Annotated in this window: 13 protein-coding genes; 11 read left to right on the forward strand and 2 right to left on the reverse strand. The window is 61.1% G+C overall.

Going from position 1 to position 18107, the window contains the following annotated elements; translation table 11 throughout:
* Positions 1-47 precede the first annotated feature (47 nt).
* The 10 genes from DESU86_RS05140 (at position 48) to DESU86_RS05185 (ending at position 11175) form a co-directional block, all read left to right on the forward strand.
* The gene (locus DESU86_RS05140) at positions 48-629 is read left to right on the forward strand and encodes a 4Fe-4S dicluster domain-containing protein (protein WP_179980061.1); all 582 of its coding nucleotides are present in this window, start codon (positions 48-50) and stop codon (positions 627-629) included.
* Positions 626-1546, forward strand: coding sequence for a CoB--CoM heterodisulfide reductase iron-sulfur subunit B family protein (locus tag DESU86_RS05145; RefSeq protein ID WP_179980062.1), 921 nt, complete (start codon positions 626-628; stop codon positions 1544-1546). The genes DESU86_RS05140 and DESU86_RS05145 overlap by 4 nt, the downstream gene beginning before the upstream one ends.
* Positions 1543-3504, forward strand: coding sequence for a CoB--CoM heterodisulfide reductase iron-sulfur subunit A family protein (locus tag DESU86_RS05150; RefSeq protein WP_179980063.1), 1962 nt, complete (start codon positions 1543-1545; stop codon positions 3502-3504). The genes DESU86_RS05145 and DESU86_RS05150 overlap by 4 nt, the downstream gene beginning before the upstream one ends.
* Positions 3492-4940, forward strand: coding sequence for a hydrogenase iron-sulfur subunit (locus tag DESU86_RS05155; RefSeq protein WP_179980064.1), 1449 nt, complete (start codon positions 3492-3494; stop codon positions 4938-4940). Before DESU86_RS05150 ends, DESU86_RS05155 begins: the two co-directional genes overlap by 13 nt.
* Positions 4937-6010 (forward strand): 4Fe-4S dicluster domain-containing protein, encoded by a 1074-nt coding sequence (locus DESU86_RS05160; protein WP_179980065.1) that lies wholly within the window; start codon positions 4937-4939, stop codon positions 6008-6010. Before DESU86_RS05155 ends, DESU86_RS05160 begins: the two co-directional genes overlap by 4 nt.
* Positions 6011-6174: 164 nt before the next feature.
* Positions 6175-7035 (forward strand): FAD/NAD(P)-binding protein, encoded by an 861-nt coding sequence (locus DESU86_RS05165; RefSeq protein ID WP_179981726.1) that lies wholly within the window; start codon positions 6175-6177, stop codon positions 7033-7035.
* 568 nt (positions 7036-7603) lie between these two features.
* Positions 7604-8131 carry a DUF2318 domain-containing protein gene (locus DESU86_RS05170; protein ID WP_179980066.1) on the forward strand — a complete coding sequence of 176 codons (528 nt, stop codon included), beginning with the start codon at positions 7604-7606 and terminating at the stop codon, positions 8129-8131.
* 3 nt (positions 8132-8134) lie between these two features.
* Positions 8135-9739, forward strand: coding sequence for an ABC transporter permease (locus DESU86_RS05175; protein ID WP_179980067.1), 1605 nt, complete (start codon positions 8135-8137; stop codon positions 9737-9739).
* 18 nt (positions 9740-9757) lie between these two features.
* The gene (locus tag DESU86_RS05180; protein WP_179980068.1) at positions 9758-10438 is read left to right on the forward strand and encodes an ABC transporter ATP-binding protein; all 681 of its coding nucleotides are present in this window, start codon (positions 9758-9760) and stop codon (positions 10436-10438) included.
* A gap of 197 nt (positions 10439-10635) precedes the next feature.
* Positions 10636-11175, forward strand: a complete 540-nt coding sequence (locus DESU86_RS05185; RefSeq protein WP_179980069.1) for an HdeA/HdeB family chaperone — start codon at positions 10636-10638, stop codon at positions 11173-11175.
* 387 nt (positions 11176-11562) lie between these two features.
* On the opposite strand, the gene DESU86_RS05190 is transcribed toward DESU86_RS05185, so the two are convergent.
* Both DESU86_RS05190 and ilvD read right to left on the reverse strand, forming a co-directional pair.
* Positions 11563-12498, reverse strand: a complete 936-nt coding sequence (locus tag DESU86_RS05190; RefSeq protein WP_179980070.1) for an AEC family transporter — start codon at positions 12496-12498, stop codon at positions 11563-11565.
* A 371-nt stretch (positions 12499-12869) separates the two neighbouring features.
* On the reverse strand, positions 12870-14546 hold the full coding sequence (gene ilvD / locus DESU86_RS05195; protein ID WP_179980071.1) for a dihydroxy-acid dehydratase: 1677 nt from the start codon (positions 14544-14546) through the stop codon (positions 12870-12872).
* Positions 14547-14877: 331 nt separating this feature from the next.
* Here ilvD and DESU86_RS05200 point away from each other — a divergent pair, with 331 nt between their 5' ends.
* On the forward strand, positions 14878-16431 hold the full coding sequence (locus DESU86_RS05200; protein ID WP_179980072.1) for a lipopolysaccharide biosynthesis protein: 1554 nt from the start codon (positions 14878-14880) through the stop codon (positions 16429-16431).
* Positions 16432-18107 lie beyond the last annotated feature (1676 nt).

Consider the following 18107-nt stretch of genomic DNA (forward strand, 5'->3'; position numbering starts at 1 on the left):
ATTTGTCCTGAGGGTCCTCCCTCTCAGCCTCTAACCAGAGAGTTCTCATGAACGACGCCATCAATCTGAGCCGGATGCGCGATGCCGCCTTTACGGCGGAAGTGGAGGCGCTAAGCGGCCAAAACGTGTCTACCTGCTATCAATGCGGCAATTGCACCGCCGGTTGCCCGGCAGGGCTCGCCTATGACCTTCAGGTCAACAAGATCATGCGGGCCATACAGCTTGGCCTCAGAGATGAAGTGCTCAATTCGCGCTCCATCTGGATGTGCCTGTCCTGTTCCACCTGTAGTCTCCGCTGCCCCAACAATATCGACGTGGCAGGCATAATGGAGACACTGCGTCACATGGCCCGCAAGGAAGGCCGCGTGACCGTGCCCAAGGTGGAGAAATTCTGGTTTTCCTTTCTTGACACCGTGCGCGCCTTTGGCCGCACCTATGAAATAGGCACCATGGCCCTGTTCATGATGCGCTCCATGCGCGTTTTTACAGACGTGGACCTGGCCCCCGAAGCCCTCAAAAAAGGCAAGCTCGGCCTCAAGCCCCATGTGCTGCCCCAGGGAGCCGCCCCGGTTTCACGCATTTTCCAGCGCTATAAAGAACGCGCCAAACGCGAGGGGGTTCGCCCATGAATTTTGTCTACTACCCCGGCTGCTCGGCCAGGGGGTCTTCCAAGGACTATGAACTGTCCACCCAGGCCGTCTGCAAGGCCCTGGACATCAACCTTGTGGACATTCCCGACTGGAACTGCTGTGGCTCCACCCCGGCCCACGCCGTGGACACCGAGCTTTCTGCCGCGCTCTGCGTGCGCAACCTGGACATAGCCGCCCAGCAGGAGGCCGAGCTTGTGCTCACCCCCTGTCCGAGCTGCCTGTCCAACCTCAAGCTGGCCTCCAAACGTATGGAAGACCCCGCCTTTCGCGTGCGGGTGGACGAACTGCTCGACGGGCCTTCTGCCAAGACCTTCCCGCCCGTGACCTCGGTCATGCAGGGCATTGCCGAAAACTTTGACATGGAAGCCATCGCCGCCCGCGTGCGCAAGAGCCTCAAGGGCCTGCGCCTGGCTGCCTACTACGGCTGCCTCATGAGCCGCCCGGCGGAAATCATGAACTTCGGCGACCCGGAAAATCCCACCCTTATGGAAAGCATGCTGGCCGCCTGTGGGGCCGAAATGGTGGACTTTCCCCTCAAGACGGCCTGCTGCGGCGCGTCCTTCGGCATACCCGAGCGCCCCATGACGGCCCGCAACTCTGGCCGCATCCTCGACCTTGCCACCCAGCTTGGCGTGGACGCCGTCATCGTGGCCTGTCCTCTTTGCCAGATGAACCTTGACCTGCGCCAGCCGCAGGCATCCAAGGAAATGGGCACGTCCTTCAACCTGCCCGTGCTCTACTTCACCCAGATGATGGGCATAGCCTTTGGCCTTGACCACAAGGACCTGGGGCTCGGCAAGCTGCGCGTCAGCGCCGACGGCCTCATCCGCAAGCTGGACGAACTGCGGCGCGACTCCGCCGCCGGCTCCAAGGCCGCTGAAGGAGGCAGGTCATGAGAATAGGTGTTTTCGTCTGCCACTGCGGCAGCAATATCGCGGGCACTGTTGACTGCGCCAAGGTGGCGGAACTTGCCCGCGCCTACCCCGACGTTGTCTATGCCGACGACCCCATGTACACCTGCGCCGAACCCGGCCAGGCCGCCATTGAGGCCGCCATTCACGAACACAAGCTTGACGGCGTCGTGGTCGCCTCCTGTTCGCCCCGCATGCACGAACCCACCTTCCGCCGCACGGTGGAACGCGCGGGTCTGAACCGCTACATGCTTGAAATGGCCAACATCCGCGAACACGTTTCGTGGATCGGCCGCGACATGAACGCCAACACCAACAAGGCCGCAGAGCTCGTGCTGCTGGCCGTGGAAAAGCTGCGCAACAACAGGCCGCTCCTGGCCAAGAGCTTTGACGTGAACAAGCGCGTGCTGGTCATCGGCGGCGGCGTGGCGGGCATTCAGGCCGCTCTCGACTGCGCCGACGGCGGCGTGCCCGTGGTGCTCGTCGAGCGCGACGCCACCATCGGCGGCAAGATGGCCAAGCTGGACAAGACCTTCCCCACTGTGGACTGTTCCGCCTGCATTCTCGGCCCCAAGATGGTGGACGTGGCCCAGCACTCCAACATCACGCTCTACGCCTACTCCGAAGTGGAAGACATTTCGGGCTATGTGGGCAACTTCACGGTCAAGATCCGCAAGCGCGCCACCTATGTGGACTGGAGCCTGTGCACGGGCTGCGGGGCCTGCACCGAAAAATGCCCCAGCAAAAAAACGCCCGACGCTTTCAACGAACTTGTGAGCGACACCACGGCCATCACCATAGCCTTTCCCCAGGCCATTCCCAAAAAGGCCGTCATCAACGCCGCCCACTGCCGCCAGTTTGTCAAGGGCAAGTGCGGCGTGTGCGCCAAGATCTGCCCCACAGGGGCCATCAAGTATGACATGGAAGACGAGATCATCACCGTTGAAGTGGGCAGCATCATCGCCGCCACCGGGTATGACCTCATGGACTGGACAGTGTACCAGGAATACGGCGGCGGCGCGTACCCCGACGTCATCACGTCCCTGCAGTACGAACGCCTGCTCAACGCCTCCGGCCCCACCTCCGGGCACATCGTGCGCCCCTCGGACGGCAAGGAGCCCAAGAACATCGTGTTCGTGCAGTGCGTCGGCTCGCGCGACAAGTCCATCGGGCGGCCCTACTGCTCGGGCTTCTGCTGCATGTACACGGCCAAGCAGGCCATCCTGACCAAGGACCACATCCCCGATTCCCAGTCCTACGTCTTCTATATGGACATCCGCGCAGCGGGCAAGCTCTACGACGAGTTCACCCGCCGCACCATGGAAGAATACGGCACGGAATACATCCGCGGGCGCGTCTCGCAGATCTATCCCGACGGGCAGGGCCAGCTTGTGGTCATGGGCGTGGACACGCTCATGGGCCAGGCCATTGAAATCAAGGCCGACCTCGTGGTGCTGGCCGTGGGCATCGAAGCCAGCAAGGGCGCGCCCCAGCTGGCCGAAAAGCTGCGCATCTCTTACGACAGCTACGGCTTCTTTATGGAAAGCCATGTGAAGCTCAAGCCAGTGGAAACCAACACCGCCGGCGTCTATCTGGCTGGCGTGTGCCAGGGCACCAAGGACATTCCCGCCTCCGTGGCCCAGGGTTCCGCCGCTGCCGCCAAGGTGCTGGCTCTCTTCTCCAAGGACAAGCTTGAGAGTGACCCGCAGATCGCCCAGGTGGACATGCGCCGCTGCGTCAACTGCGGCAAATGCATCCAGTGCTGCCCCTTCGGGGCCATCAAGGAAGTGGAAGTACGGGGCGAAGGCAAGGCGCAGGTTATCGAAACCGTCTGCCAGGGCTGCGGCCTCTGCACGGCCACCTGCCCGCAGGGCGCCATCCAGCTTTCACACGCCACAGACAACCAGATCCTTGCGGAGGTTAACGCGCTATGCCAGTGTTAGAAGGCAAAGAATTGCGGATTGTGGGTTTTCTCTGCAACTGGTGCTCCTATGGCGGCGCCGACACAGCTGGTGTGGCCCGCGCCACACAGCCCACGGATCTGCGTATCATACGTGTGCCCTGCTCGGGCCGCATCGACCCCCTGTTCATCGTCAAGGCCCTGCTTAACGGGGCGGACGGCGTGCTGGTTTCCGGCTGCCATCCGCGCGACTGCCACTACGCGGCCGGCAACTTCTACGCCCGCCGCCGTCTTGAGGTGCTCAAGCAGTTTTTGCCCGTACTTGGCATTGACGACCGCCGCTTTGAATACACCTGGGTTTCGGCTTCCGAAGGCCAGCGCTGGCAGCAAGTGGTGACGCTCTTTACCGACCGCATCCACAAGCTCGGCCCCGCGCCCAGCCTTGAAGATCCCGAACCGCTGCTCAAGATAGCCGACATGGCGCTTACCTCGCTGCGGCCTCTGGGCACAGGGCAAAGCGCCGCCCTCGGCGAACTCAAGGACGCCATCAAGGCCAAACTGCCCGAACTGGACATGGTGCTCGGCTGGGGCGAAGGCTATGACGCCGCCCATACCGTGCCCATCTTCATGAAGACGCCCGAAGACGTGGACAAGCTCGTGTGGGGGCCCTTCAACGTCAACAACCTCGCCGTGTACCTGCCCTCCTTCAAGGGCAAGAAAGTCGGCATCGTGGTCAAGGGCTGCGACTCCCGCTCCGTGGTGGAACTGCTGCAGGAAAAGCTCATCCGCCGCGAGGACGTGACCATCTTCGCCATGCCCTGCGAGGGCACGCTGGATATGGCCCGCGTCAACCAGGGTCTTGGCCGGTACACAAAGATCGACAAGGTGGAGTATGACGAGGCTGGCGTCACCATCACGGCTGACGGCAAGCCCATCCGCTTCTGCATGACCGACTACGCCCAGGGCAAATGCTACGGCTGTACCACGCCCTCGGCGGTGCTGGCCGACACGCGCCTCGGCATGCCCGTCAAGGTGGAGGCAGGCCCCTATACCCCGCCGGAACTGGCCCTGCTGGACTCTATGAGTCTTGAAGAACGCATGGCCTTCTGGCGCGGCCAGATGGATCGCTGCCTGCGCTGCTACGCCTGCCGCAATGCCTGCCCCATGTGCGTCTGCCGCGACTTCTGCGTTTCCGACAGCCGCGACCCGCACTGGATGACGCAGGACGACAGCGTAAAGGAAAAACTGTTCTTCCAGACCATACACGCCATGCACCTTGCCGGTCGCTGCACGGGCTGCGGCGAATGCCAGCGGGCCTGCCCCGTGGGCATTCCCATCCTTGCCCTGCGCCAGCAGATCGCCCGCGCCGTGGGTCAGCTCTTTGACGGCTACAAGTCCGGCCTCAATGCCGAGGACGTGCCGCCGCTGCTGGGCTATGAAGTGGAAGAAAAGAACATCCATGAGAGGGACTGGAAATGAGCATGACCCGATTTGTAACCCCCGACGGTTTGCCCGCCTTTCTGGCCTTTCTCTCGCAACAAGGCAATCGCGTGCTTGTGCCCGTGGAAAAGCCTGCGGCCAAGCGCTCGGTGGTGTTTGAACCCTGGCGCGAAGGCATGGCCTTCACCCTTGAAAAAGCCACCGTGCCCGCCAAGGAGGCCGTGCTGCCCCAGAGCGAAACCCTGGTGCGCTACAAAAAAAGCAAGGACCCGGAAAATCCGGACCGCGTAGCCATACAGCTTGACGACAAGCCCGAGGCCGAAGCCACGGTGGTTTTCGCCACCCGCCCCTGCGACGCGCGCGGCTACGTCGTCCTTGACCGGCCCTATCTCAAGGGACCCTTCGCCGACCCCTACTACAAGGCCCGGCGCGAGGCGCTCACCGTCATCAGCCTGACCTGCAACTCCGGCTGCAATACCTGCTTCTGCCACTGGGTTGGCGGCGGCCCCACCTCTCCTGAAGGTTCGGACATTCTCATGACCGAAATCGAGGGCGGCTACGTGCTTCAGGCCATCACCCCCAAGGGTGAGGAACTGCTGGCCGCCTCTTCGCTGGAAGACGGCGCTGACCGCTTCTCCAAGGTTGAGGAAGTGCGCAAGGCAGCCTGGGCCAGCCTTGTGCCCGCCCCCAATCTCAAGGAAGCCCCGGAAAGACTGGCGGCCCTGTTCACGGATGTGGAGTTCTGGCAAAACCAGACCGACCGTTGCCTGTCCTGCGGCGCATGCACCTACTTCTGCCCCACCTGCTATTGCTTCAACATCACCGACGAAGGTGAAGGCCTGAGCGAAAAAGGCGGCCGCCGCCTGCGCAGCTGGGACAACTGCATGTCGTCGCTGTTCACGCGTGAGGCCAGCGGGCATAACCCCCGCACCGTAAAAGCCTTCCGCATGCGCAACCGCGTTTCGCACAAGTACTCCACCTATCCTGAAAACTGGGGTTCGTTCTCCTGCAGCGGCTGTGGCCGGTGCATCAGCAACTGCCCCGTCTGTCTGGACATCCGCGCCATCGTACTGGCAGCGCTGGAAGCCAAGCAGCCCAAAGCCGAGTAGGAGCAGACATGGCAACCAAGAAGAATACTACCAAAGCCACAAACGACTCCCAGGCGGCCGCTCCCGCAGCCGCGGCCAAGGCCGCTGAAGTCCAGACCGAAGCGGCAAAGCCCGAAGCCGCGCAGGCGGCTGCGCCCAAGGGCCAGCCCCAGGCCAAGGGCGGCATGCTGCGTGAAATAACGCCCCGCCCGCAGCCTGCGGGCAACCCGTACCTGCCCATGCCCGCCACCGTGGCTGAAGTTATTCAGGAGACAGGCAACATCCGCACCCTTCGCGTGGTGCTCGACGACGCCGACGCCATGAAAAACTTCACCTACGAACCCGGTCAGGTGGGGCAGTTCTCCGTCTTTGGCGCGGGCGAATCCACCTTTGTCATCAACTCGCCGCCGTCGCAGAAGAACTATCTGCAGTTCTCCGTCATGCAGGCAGGGGAAGTCACCGCCGCCATCCACCGCCTGTCGCCCGGCGACAAGGTGGGCGTGCGCGCGCCGCTGGGCAACTTCTTTCCCTACAATGACTGGAAGGGCAAGGACATCTTCTTCGTGGGCGGCGGCATCGGTATGGCCCCCATCCGCACCATCATGATGCACATTCTGGAAAACAGGAAGGATTACGGCAAGGTGAGCCTGCTCTACGGCGCGCGCACCCCCCGCGACATGGCCTTCAGCTATGAAACTGAAGACTGGCTGCGCCGCGACGATCTGGACTGCACCCTGTGCATCGACGCGCCCTTTGAAGGATGGGAACACAAGGTCGGCCTTATCCCCAACGTGCTCACCGAACTGAATCCCGATCCCAAAAACTGCGTGGCCGTGCTCTGCGGGCCGCCCATCATGATCAAGTTCACGGTGCAGGCTCTGGAAAAACTCAAGTTCGCCCCGGAAAACATCGTCACCACCCTTGAAAAGCGCATGAAGTGCGGCATCGGCATCTGCGGCCGCTGCAACATCGGCGGGCGCTACGTCTGCGTGGACGGCCCGGTGTTTACCTGGAAAGAACTGCAGGAACTGCCGCCTGAAATGTAGAGAGCGTTGATGCTGGAATGATTTGTGGGGGAGGGACCTTTTGATAAAAGGCCCCTCCCCCACGTTTATTTATATGCCATGTGGCAAGGGCAAGTGGAGTGTTGCACTGATCTGTGGGGGAGGGACCCTTTTGAAAAAGGGTCTCCTCCCCCACGCCCCCACCCCCTAAAACTTTTATTTTTTGGGAAATGCGCAGTTATTCCGTTTGGCGGCCTTGCTTCACTTTTTTTGAAACAGTCGAGGACGGAAGAGTCCGCTCCTGCTTCAAAAAAAGATCGCCCCTTGCCAAACGAAACAGCTGCGCGTTTCCAAGAGGCTCTTTAATCAGTGTTTTCTTTTATTCCTGTCTCAGTCTCTTGCAAAAAACCTGCTGCCTCCAACAGGACCCGCAGAAGGCTGAACGCACATCACTCAAAGATAAAACTACCCTAATTAACAGTGATTTTTCTCTCCTCAGACAGAAGAGAAAAACACTGGAAATAATTCCTGAAATGTGTTTCCATACTAAAAAGATATGAAAACACGCGATCACACATCGCAAGCCACTACAGACAATTATGGAGAAGACATGCGTCACCCCCACACCACAGGATATTCCACCGCCAAGGCCCTGCCGTTGCCCTTTGACCGGCAGGTTCGCGCCCTGCTTCTGACGGCCCTTGCCCTTTGCTGTGCCCTCTTTGCAGCCCCTGCCCAGGCCGGGCCTTTCGGCAACCTCTTCAGCAAGGAAACCGTGCTGGAAGTCAAGGACGGGGCCGTTTCGCTGCCCGTGTCCGGCGTGAGCGTCAAGGCTTCTTTTTATAAGGTCAAGATTGACGGAACCGACGTGATCTTTTTTGCCCTGCTGGATTCCGCCGGAAAGGTCCGCGTGGCTCTGGATGCCTGCGATTCCTGCTGGGCTTCGGGCAAGGGGTACAAACAGCAGGGCGATTCAATGGTCTGCCAGAACTGCGGCATGGCTTTTCACGCCGACCGCATCGGCCTCCGCAAGGGCGGCTGCAATCCGCACCCCGTGGCCTACAGCCTTTCAGACGCTACCGTCGTCATTCCGGCAACGGAACTTCAGGCTGGCGTCAAGTTTTTCGGGTCCCGGTAATACATGAACATCATAACCATTCCCTTACGCTGCCTGCGGCAGAAATGGGGGCGCTCCGCCGCGCTGCTGTCGGTCTTTCTGCTCGGCGTGGCGGCCATTACCGCCCTCAACAACGTGTCTTCCTCCGTGGCCGAAGGATTTGAAAAAAAACTCAGCGCCTTCGGAGCCAACATCGCCATTACCCCCAAGAGGGAAACCCTCCAGATTTCCTATGGCGGCATCCCTCTTGGCAACGCCACGGTGGACAACGGCTATATTCCCCTGGCCGAAACCCAGCGCGCCATTGAGGGCATCCCCCTCCGGGACAGAATATCCGTGGTGGCCCCCAAGCTCGCGGGCCTTGTGGCCTTTGCCGCAAAGGCAGGCGAAACCCCAGTGCTTGTGCCCCTTGTGGGCGTCAATTTTGAGTCCGAAGTGGAGTTAAAGCAGTTCTGGCATGCGCAAGGTTCCATCCCCGGCGTTGCAACCATGCAGGCCCCCGACCCGCTCATGCAGCGCCTTGAAGGGCAGCACGCCAAACACGCCAGCCAGGCTGACACCCCCGGAGCTCCCGCGCCCGGCCCCAACATGGCAACCACCGGCACGGCGGGCACAAATATGTCGGGCGCGAACATGACGGCCCCAGCCATGACAGGCACAGCCGTGGCTCCCGTGCCCGGCTCCAGTGCTCCCAATGCCTTTTCCTCCGCAGCCGATAACGACGACTGCTGCGCGGGCATTATGGACATCCCTGATTTCCATGCGGGACAACCAGGACACGCTGGGCAGGATTTCAACCCCGCGCAGGCCGACATGGGCCATACCGCCATGCTGGACGCCGCACGACCTGACGCGCCCGACGGGCAGCATACCGCAGCACAGCACCCGGATCAGACGCTTACGCCCGAGCGCCATTTGCTGGCCGGAGCAACCGTGGCGGAGCGTCTCAAGCTTGGCCCTGGGCAGACAATCTGGCTCAATGGCGCGCAGTACCTTGTGGAGGGCGTGCTGCAACCCACGGGCAGCGATGACGACAGCGTTCTTTTTGCCCATCTGCCCGAAGCGCAGAAACTTTTTCACGCGCCCGACGCGGCCAGTTTTATCGAAGCGGCCGCGCTCTGCTCCGGCTGCCCCATTGAGGATATTGTCAACGAACTGGGCGCGGCCCTGCCCGGCCAGGACATCCGGGCCTTGCGGCAGGTGGTGGCCCAGCGCATGTACTCCATTTCCTTCGCGCAGAACATGGCCCTTGTGGTGACGGTGGTCATCCTGTTCTCCGCATGCGTTATGGTGGTCATGTCCATGCTGGTTTCCGTCAACGAACGCCGCAAGGAAATCGGCCTGCTGCGCGCTGTGGGTTTTTCGCGCCGGGCGGTTTTCTTCATCTTTGCCGCCGAAGCCCTTGTTATCGGCTTTCTGGCTGGCGTGGCGGGATATGCGGCGGGATACGCGGCTGGCAGCAAGGTGCTTGTGGCCATGCAGATAGAGGCTGCGGCCTATCCGGCCTTTTCCTTCGCGGCCCTGTTCGGCTACGGACTGATGGCAAGCGCCCTGGCGGTGCTGGCCGCCGCCTTTCCCGCATGCAAGGCGGCCCGCGCCAATCCGGCGGAAGCGCTCACCTCGCTGTAGCCATAAGGATACATATATATGCTTGAAGCAATTGATATAGTTAAATCCTACCGGGCGGGCGTTCAGGCCGCGCCCGTGCTGCGCGGCGTAAACCTGCGCATTGAAGAAGGCGAGTTTGTGGCAGTGACGGGCCGCTCCGGGTCCGGAAAATCCACCATGCTCAATGTGCTCTCCACCCTTACGGAGCCGGACAGCGGCCAGGTGCTGTTTCAGGGGGCCGATCTTGCCGCCATGCGTGAGCAGGAGCGCGACCGCCTGCGCAACAACGCCTTTGCCATGATCTTTCAGGCCCACCACCTTATGCCCTACCTGTCGGTGCTGGAAAACGTCCTGCTGCCGGGGGCCAACGGCTTTCGCGGCATAAGCGCGCAGCAGCGCCAAAGGGCCGTGAGCTGCCTTGAGCGCGTGGGCCTGGAGCACAAGCAAAACAGCCTGCCTTCCGAGCTTTCGGGCGGCGAACAGCAGCGCGTGGCTATCGCACGGGGCCTGGCATCCGGCCCGCGCATGCTTTTTGCCGACGAGCCCACGGGCAGCCTGGACATGACCACGGGCGATGCCATCATGCAGCTCTTGCGTGAACTCAATGGTGAAGGGCTGACCATCGTCATGGTCACCCACAACCCCGACTATGCGGCGCTGGCCGGGCGTTGCGTCCAGATGCGTGAAGGGCGCGTGCTGCCGGACGGCATTCCGGCATAGGCCACAAAGGATAGGGGCAGCGGTTGCAAGGCCCAAAAAGGGGGGTACAGGCTGGCTAACGCGCGCGCCTTGCCTGTGTGCGGGGCATGCCTTGTGCGCGACCGCGCCAGCGGCAGCCCCTGTGGCAAGGTATTGCCTGTTGACAGACGCGCCCCTGTGGGTAATGGAAGAACGAGTCTTTCACCAAGGGAGTATCCATGAAGAAAGTTCTTGTTCTCTGTTGCCTGCTGATGGGTCTGCCTGTGGCGGCCCAGGCCGCCAATGACAAAATCTCGCCCAATAGCTTTATTTGCGCCGAGCTTGTGACCATGCCCATGACGGACGGCGGCCAGCCGCCCATATTTGAAGCGCTTCAGATCGACGGCTACGTCAGCGCCGGTGCGGGCGACACCGTGGCCCATCCCGACATTCTGGCCCCTCTGCTTACCGGAGTATACACATACTGTCAGAGCCACCCCACCGAAAAGGTTGCCGACATCTGGGCCAAGGCGCGCAAGGCCCAGGACATTCCCGAAGGCGACACCTGGCAGGCTGACAAAACCAAGTGCAGCGACTACAATGCCGACCCTGACAACGGCAGCGGCTTTGTGATCTGGCTGGACGGTTACAACCGCAGCAAAAACAAAACCGAAGCCTCTGTGCTTAACAGCGACGCCACCATCAAGGCATTTCTGGACGCCTGCACCAAGCAGCCGGACGCCCTCATGCTGGACGTGCTGGCCAAGAGCGCCAAGTAGCCCACATAAAGAATTCTTTGCCGCTCAAAAGAGCAGATCAACGTTGAGAATGTACATTCTCAACGTTTAAGATACGCCCGCTCCGGCGCCCAACCGCGCAAGCAACTAGCGTTACTGTCTGCAAAAAAAGCAGCCGTCTCCAAAGAGACGGCTGCTTTTTTTCGCGTGTTCCGCGCGGGCTTTGACGCTTTTCCCCTTGGGGCATTTACCATTTGCAATGTTCGCATTCGCATTTCGTGACAAGGATTTTCAGAAAAATCCTGCAGGGCAGTTAACCCTTTTCATCCATTACCCGCCCTAAAAATAAAAGTTTTAGGGGGTGGGGGCGTGGGGGAGGAGACCCTTTTGCAAAAGGGTCCCTCCCCCACAAAGTATTTCAAAAGCACATCACAAAATGGTCATGTACAGGGGCACGGTAACAATGCAGAGCAAGGTAGACATGGTCACGGCCTTGGCGCCGAACTCCGCGTCCGTGTGGTAATAGGCGCTCAGAATGGCCGCCTGGGCCATTACCGGCAGCGAGGATTGCATGATGAAGACCTTGCCCATAAGCCCTGCCACGGGAAAGAAGGTCAGCAGCGTGTACATGACCAGCGGGCCGAGCAGTATGCGGCCCGACAGGGCCAGGGCCAGATCGCGCGAGATCGTGATGCCGCGCAGGCCCATGTCGTGCATGGTGATGCCTATGAAGATAAGCGCCAGGGGCGTGGTCATGTTGCCGAGGTAGCGGGCCGCGTCCTGGAGGAAGAAGGGCAGCTCCACATTGCAGAGTATCAGCAGCAATCCTGTCAAAAAGCCCAGCAGGGGCGGCGAAAAAATCTGCATGACGCGGGTGCGCAGAGGAATCAGCCGAGCCTCGCCCTCAATGTCCCGCGTGATGGCGTACTGGCCCACTGTCCAGAAAAACACGGTGCTGGCGAAATAATACAGCAGCACATAGGGCACGGCCTCTTCGCCAAACAGGGCCAGATTGACGGGAATGCCCACAAAGATGGTGTTGGAATTGGCCACGCTGGCGCAAAAAAGGCCAAAATGCTGCCGCCTCACCCTGGCGATCTTGCCGATAATGATGGCCAGCACAAAGGTCAGCGCCACTGCGGCCAGGGGCAGCAGCGCCCCCTGAATGAAATCCAGCAGGCCGTCGCGGCGGAAGGCCCGCATGATGGTGGACATCAGATAGGGCGGCAGGGCCACATAGGTAATGAGCCGGGGCAGCAGAATGCGGGTTTCTGGGCCAAACCACCCCTTGCCCGCCAGCACGTAGCCCACCATACCCATAAGAATGAGGCCGAAAACGCCCCCCATTGCGTGCAAAAAAGCCATGGCGCTCTCCGTATAAGAACTTTTGGGCGGGCATCCGCCCAACGCAAAACACCCCGGCAGATGCGCCGGGCCATTTCAGGCCGTCCTCCGCGAGGTCTTCCAGGGGAGCGCGGTCATAAAACCCCACAGGCAGAACAGCCCGTGGGGTCAGCAATTATATAAGGCTGCGGGCGACTGCTCACGCAATCTCCGGAGCAATTTCAAACCGAAATTGCTCCAGGGAAGCACTGATTAAAGAGCCTCCTGGAAACGCGCAGTTATTTCGTTTGGCAAGGCGCGAACTTTTCTTGAAGCTGGAGTGGACTCTTCCGTCCTCGACTGTTTCAAAAAAAGTGAAGCAACACCGCCAAACGGAATAAATCAGCGTTTCCCTAGATATCCCGGTATCTCGCGCCATTGGCCGCAGAGCTCACAAGGTGGGCGTAGCGGCGCAGCACGGGATAGGGGCTGCGTTTTTCCACAGGCTTGTGCCCGGTGCTGCGGCGTTGCAGTTCGTCGGCGTCAACCATGAGGTCAAGCTTGCGGTTGGGAATGTCGATATGGATCATGTCCCCTTCCTGCACCAGGCCGATGATGCCGCCGTCCGCCGCTTCGGGCGAAATGTGGCCGATGGCCGCGCCGTTGGTGCCGCCGGAGAAGCGCCCGTCCGTCAGCAGGGCCACGTCCTTGCCAAGGCCCATGCCCGTGATGGCCGCTGTGGGCGAAAGCATTTCACGCATGCCGGGGCCGCCGCGCGGACCTTCGTAGCGGATGACCACGCCGTCGCCGGGCTTGATCTTGCCGTCAAGAATGGCCTTCATGGCGTCTTCTTCAGACTCGAACACCCGAGCGCGCACGTCGCGGCACATCATCTCCGGAGCAACGGCGGCCTGCTTGACCACCGCGCCGTTGGGGGCGAGGCTGCCCCGCAGGATGGCAATGCCGCCCTGTTTGGAATAGGGGTTGTCCACACTGTGGATGACGTCGCTGTCCAGCACACGGGCGTCGCGCAGGTTTTCGCCCACGGTCTTGCCGGTGACCGTCATGCAGTCTTTATTGATAAGGTTCAGCTTGTCGAGTTCCGTCATAACAGCGGGGATACCGCCCGCATTGTCCAGATCCACCATGTAATGCTTGCCCGCCGGGGAAAGCTTGCACAGGTTGGGGCTCTTGCGGCTTACCTCGTCAAAAATTTCCAGGCCAAGGTCAAGCCCGGCCTCGCCGAACACGGCGGGCAGGTGCAGCACTGTGTTTGTGGAACAGCCGAGGGCCATATCCACAGCCACGGCGTTGGCCACGGCCTTGGGGGTCACGATGTCCCTGGGCTTGATGCCGCGCTCAAGCATATCCATAACGCGCATGCCAGCCGTTTTGGCCAGACGGATGCGCGCGCCGCTCACGGCGGGAATGGTGCCGTTGCCGGGCAGAGCCACGCCGATGGTTTCGGCCATGCAGTTCATGGAGTTGGCCGTGAACATGCCCGCACAGGCTCCGCAGCCGGGACAGGCGCGCTCGGCCATGTATTCCAGTTCCTCTTCGGTGATGGCGCCGCTGCGCACCTTGCCCACGGCCTCAAACACGGTGATGAGGTCGCCGCGCTGGTTCGGGCCGATATTGCCGGGCAGCATGGGGCCGCCGGAAACCATGACGGAGGGAATGTTCAGACGCATCATGGCCATGAGCATGCCGGGCACGCACTTGTCGCAATTGGGTATGAACACCAGAGCGTCAAAAGCGTGTCCACGGGCCATGATTTCAATGGAATCCGCAATAAATTCGCGTGAAGGCAGCGAAAAACGCATGCCTTCGTGGTTCATGGCCAGGCCGTCGCATACGGCAATGGCAGGGAATTGCAAGGGCGTGCCGCCAGCCATGCGCACACCAGCCTTGACTGCGTCCGCCAGGGCATTTAGGTGCAGATGCCCCGGTACCACTTCACTGGCAGCATTGACCACGCCAACCAGCGGGCGGTCCATTTCTTCTCTGGTCAGACCCAGAGCATAAAGCAGGGAACGATGGGGGGCTTTTTCAAGGCCGGATTTCATTTTTTTACTGCGGCTCTCATCCATGACGGCATCCTTACGTTGTGATAACAAACTCTCCCGCCGCCACACTCGGCGTGCGGGCAACCGTCAAGTCATACGGCAAAATATTACGCTCGTAAACAATATCGGTTCCTGTCGGCCCGGCGGGGCGCGGGTCCCAGGGCTACCCCTAGGGCGGGCAGATCTCCTTCAAAAATAACTATTCCCTGATGTTACCGTGCGCCCATTGCTGCGCGCAACACGCAGAAAAATGGCGCTTGCGCCTTCACGGCGCGCGCCGCCACGGCCCCACTTTTTTTACAACAGAGGGCTGCCCGCTATTGAGGGCCGTAAGGAAGTGGGGTAGTTTCCGGGCATGCAAAGCTCCACCCCGACGCTGGCGCGCCGCTACATCTTCAAGCTTTTGGCAAACATCGCCACTGTACCCGTCTACCTGGTCATGGAGGCGATCCTTCCGCGCGCCCTGGGCCCGCACATGTACGGCAACTACAGCTTTGCCACCAACCTTTTTCAGCAGCTTACCGGCTTTCTGGATATGGGCACCTCCACCTGCTTTTACAATGCCCTGTCCCGCCGACAGAACGAAACCGGTCTTGTGGGATTCTACGCCCGTGTGACCGTACTGGTCTTCGGCATCATCCTGCTGGCGGCGCTGGCCCTGCAAGCGCCCGCACTGGGTGATCTGCTCATGCCGGACGTGCCCCTGTGGCTGGCCCCCCTGGCGGCGTTGTGGGCCTTTCTTACCTGGTGGGGACGGGTGCTGCGCTCAATGAACGACGCCGTGGGAGCCACTGTGGCCTCGGAAATGGTGCGCACGGTGGTTTCGCTGTTCATGGTGGCCCTGCTGGGCCTCATGTTCTGGCAGGACTGGCTGAACATACACACCCTTTTCGCACAGCAGTACCTCATGCTGGGGCTTATGGCCCTTGGCTACTGGCTGGTGACGCGCCGCCACTGGCGCAGCCGCGAGGTGGCCCTGGCGTTCAGCCTGCCCGACGGGCAGAGCAAGGCCTACCGCCGCGAGTTTTTCAATTACAGCCATCCGCTTTTTGTGCAGGCGCTGCTCTCGTTCCTGCTGCTCACCGCCGAACGCTGGCTCTTGCAGTGGTTTGACGGCAGCGTGCAGCAGGGCTTTTTTGCCCTGTCGCAAAAGGTCAGCATGGCCTGTTTTCTTTTTGTTTCGGCCATGACGCCGCTCATCATGCGCGAGCTTTCCATAGCCTGGGGGCACAATGACCGCGAGGCCATGGGACGCCTGCTCACGCGCTTCGCTCCTCTGCTCTATGTTGTTGCGGCCTATTTTTCCTGCTTTACGCTGGTGGAAGGCTCCGCCCTGGTGGACTTTTTTGGCGGGGCGGAATTTGCCGCAGCCACACTGCCCGTGCAGATCATGGCTCTTTACCCGCTGCACCAGGCTTACGGCCAGTTGGCCGGATCGGTCTTTCACGCCACAGGGCGCACGCGCGTACTGCGCAACATGGCGGCCCTTGAGTGTGTTTACGGTTTCACCACTGCATGGTTTCTGCTGGCCCCGCCGGAGTATATGGGACTGAACCTGGGAGCCGTCGGCCTTGCCATCAAAACAGTGGCCGTGCAGATCATCACGGTCAACGTTTATTTATGGCTGGCTTCGCGCTTTCTGCCCCTGAGCTTTTGGCGCAATTTCGCCCACCAGATATGGAGCCTCGCCGTGCTGCTCACCCTGGCGTGGCTGTGCCGTGAAGGAACCATCATGGTTGGCCTGGGCGACCTCAACACCTTTTCGCGTTTTCTTGTCTCAGGCGTGCTGTACAGCGTTGGGGTCGGGGTAGTCTGCGTGGCCATGCCCGCCTTGCTCGGACTTTCGCGGCAGGATGTGCGGGAGCTTGTGGCCCGCTTCAGGAAGTCCCGTCAAAAGTCCGGGGAGTAGGGCTGCGCCGCTGATGGCGTTTGCGCTGTGCGCGGCGGGGGGGCGAAATCTTCGCCGTAGATACTTAAAAGAAGGCAAAACAGGGCTTGCCCTTTGAGAATAAGCTTCTGTGCCCTGCGGGCACGGCGGCTTTTCTTTTATTTAGTTTGGGCCGCCTGCGCGGGAAGGCGTGGGGTATGCGCGACGGGCGCTCTGAAGAAATAAAGCAGGGCTTGCCCTCTGAGAATAAGCTTCTGCGCCCTGCGGGCGCGGGGGCTTTTCTTTAATTTAATTTGGGCCGCCTGCGCGGGAAGACGTGGGGTATGCGCGACGGGCGCTCTGAAGAAGGCAAAGCAGGGCTTGCCCTTTGAGAATAAGCTTCTGCGCCCTGCGGGCACAGGGGCTTTTCTTTTATTTAGTTTGGGCCGCCTGCGCGGGAAGGCGTGGGGTATACGCGACGGGCGCTCTGAAGAAGGCAAAACAGGGCTTGCCCTTTGAGAATAAGCTTCTGTGCCCTGCGGGCACGGCGGCTTTTCTTTTATTTAGTTTGGGCCGCCTGCGCGGCGGGCGGCAGATGGGGGCCTGTTAGGGGCTGCCGCCCCTCCGAGGCCCCCTCTGCACTCCCCCCGGACGACCCCGCTGGGCTTGTCGTATATTCCCACTCCCACGGATTGACCTTCAAGGGCCTTCCATATCCCGCCATTCCACGAGGGCTGCGCGGCCTCTGCTTCGGGAGCTTCCTCGCTGCGCTCGGCGATCTCCCTGCGCGCCGCGCAATGCCAGCGTGCGCCTCCGCGTTGTATGCAAGGCCGAGGCCACCGCGCTGACTTGGGACATCATTGAGGATTTAGGTTTTATAGCTGATCGTTGTGTTACGGACAAACGTGCCGCAGTTGTTGTGTGGTTCAGCCCCAAAAAATCTGTCGCACAAGCAACACAGTGGGGTCTGCGCAGTTTCTCAGGCAGAGAGCGGATTGATGCCGGGGGCGGCGTCATAAAGAACCGAAGCCGACACGTCGGCGAGGTTCGTGCGTAGCCGCCCCCGAAAAAACACATTTATCGGTCAGGGTAGGACAGCGGGGTGCTTCGGGGGGGATGCAAGGGGGGCCGAGAAGGGGGCGCAGCCCCATAACCTACCCCGCCTTGCCGCACGCCGCGAAGGCGGCCAAAACAACAGGAAAAGAAAGCCGCCGTGCCCGCAGGGCGCAACACCCACCTCTCAGAGGACAAGCTCGGCTTGATTCTCCAGAAACCGCAGCTACGTATACCCCCTCACCACAACGTGCTTTCCCCAACAATAACCCACCATTCCCGAAGCTCCATACCGTCAACACGACGCCCCCAAGCCCTCATGCAGCGCGAAGACGCACGCTGGCATTGCGCGGCGCGCAGGGAGATCGCCGAGCGGAGCGAGGAAGCTCCCGGAGCAAAAGCCGCGCAGCCCTCGGACAATGGCAGAAACGGGAAAGCCCAGCGGGGTGCTTCGGGGGGGATGCAAGGGGGGCCGAGAAGGGGGCGCAGCCCCATAACCGGCCCCGCCTTGCCGCCCGCCGCGAAGGCGGCCCAAGCAACAGAAAAAGGAAAGCCCCCGTGCCCGCAGGGCACAACACCCACCTCTCAGAAGACAGGCCCTGCTTTGCCCTCTTCAGAGCGCCCGCCGCGCATACCCACGCCGCGTCGCACGCCGCGCAGAGCAC

Source organism: Desulfovibrio sp. 86, from assembly GCF_902702915.1.
GTDB lineage: Bacteria > Desulfobacterota > Desulfovibrionia > Desulfovibrionales > Desulfovibrionaceae > Desulfovibrio.

What these genes read in the sequence shown, in the direction of transcription:
- DESU86_RS05175 (WP_179980067.1), top strand. Translation starts at nt 8,135, where the DNA reads ATGAACATCATAACCATTCCCTTACGCTGCCTGCGGCAGAAATGGGGG.
- ilvD (WP_179980071.1), bottom strand. Translation starts at nt 14,546, where the DNA reads ATGGATGAGAGCCGCAGTAAAAAAATGAAATCCGGCCTTGAAAAAGCC.
- DESU86_RS05160 (WP_179980065.1), top strand. Translation starts at nt 4,937, where the DNA reads ATGAGCATGACCCGATTTGTAACCCCCGACGGTTTGCCCGCCTTTCTG.
- DESU86_RS05190 (WP_179980070.1), bottom strand. Translation starts at nt 12,498, where the DNA reads ATGGCTTTTTTGCACGCAATGGGGGGCGTTTTCGGCCTCATTCTTATG.
- DESU86_RS05155 (WP_179980064.1), top strand. Translation starts at nt 3,492, where the DNA reads ATGCCAGTGTTAGAAGGCAAAGAATTGCGGATTGTGGGTTTTCTCTGC.
- DESU86_RS05150 (WP_179980063.1), top strand. Translation starts at nt 1,543, where the DNA reads ATGAGAATAGGTGTTTTCGTCTGCCACTGCGGCAGCAATATCGCGGGC.
- DESU86_RS05165 (WP_179981726.1), top strand. Translation starts at nt 6,175, where the DNA reads ATGCTGCGTGAAATAACGCCCCGCCCGCAGCCTGCGGGCAACCCGTAC.
- DESU86_RS05170 (WP_179980066.1), top strand. Translation starts at nt 7,604, where the DNA reads ATGCGTCACCCCCACACCACAGGATATTCCACCGCCAAGGCCCTGCCG.
- DESU86_RS05140 (WP_179980061.1), top strand. Translation starts at nt 48, where the DNA reads ATGAACGACGCCATCAATCTGAGCCGGATGCGCGATGCCGCCTTTACG.
- DESU86_RS05145 (WP_179980062.1), top strand. Translation starts at nt 626, where the DNA reads ATGAATTTTGTCTACTACCCCGGCTGCTCGGCCAGGGGGTCTTCCAAG.
- DESU86_RS05200 (WP_179980072.1), top strand. Translation starts at nt 14,878, where the DNA reads ATGCAAAGCTCCACCCCGACGCTGGCGCGCCGCTACATCTTCAAGCTT.
- DESU86_RS05185 (WP_179980069.1), top strand. Translation starts at nt 10,636, where the DNA reads ATGAAGAAAGTTCTTGTTCTCTGTTGCCTGCTGATGGGTCTGCCTGTG.
- DESU86_RS05180 (WP_179980068.1), top strand. Translation starts at nt 9,758, where the DNA reads ATGCTTGAAGCAATTGATATAGTTAAATCCTACCGGGCGGGCGTTCAG.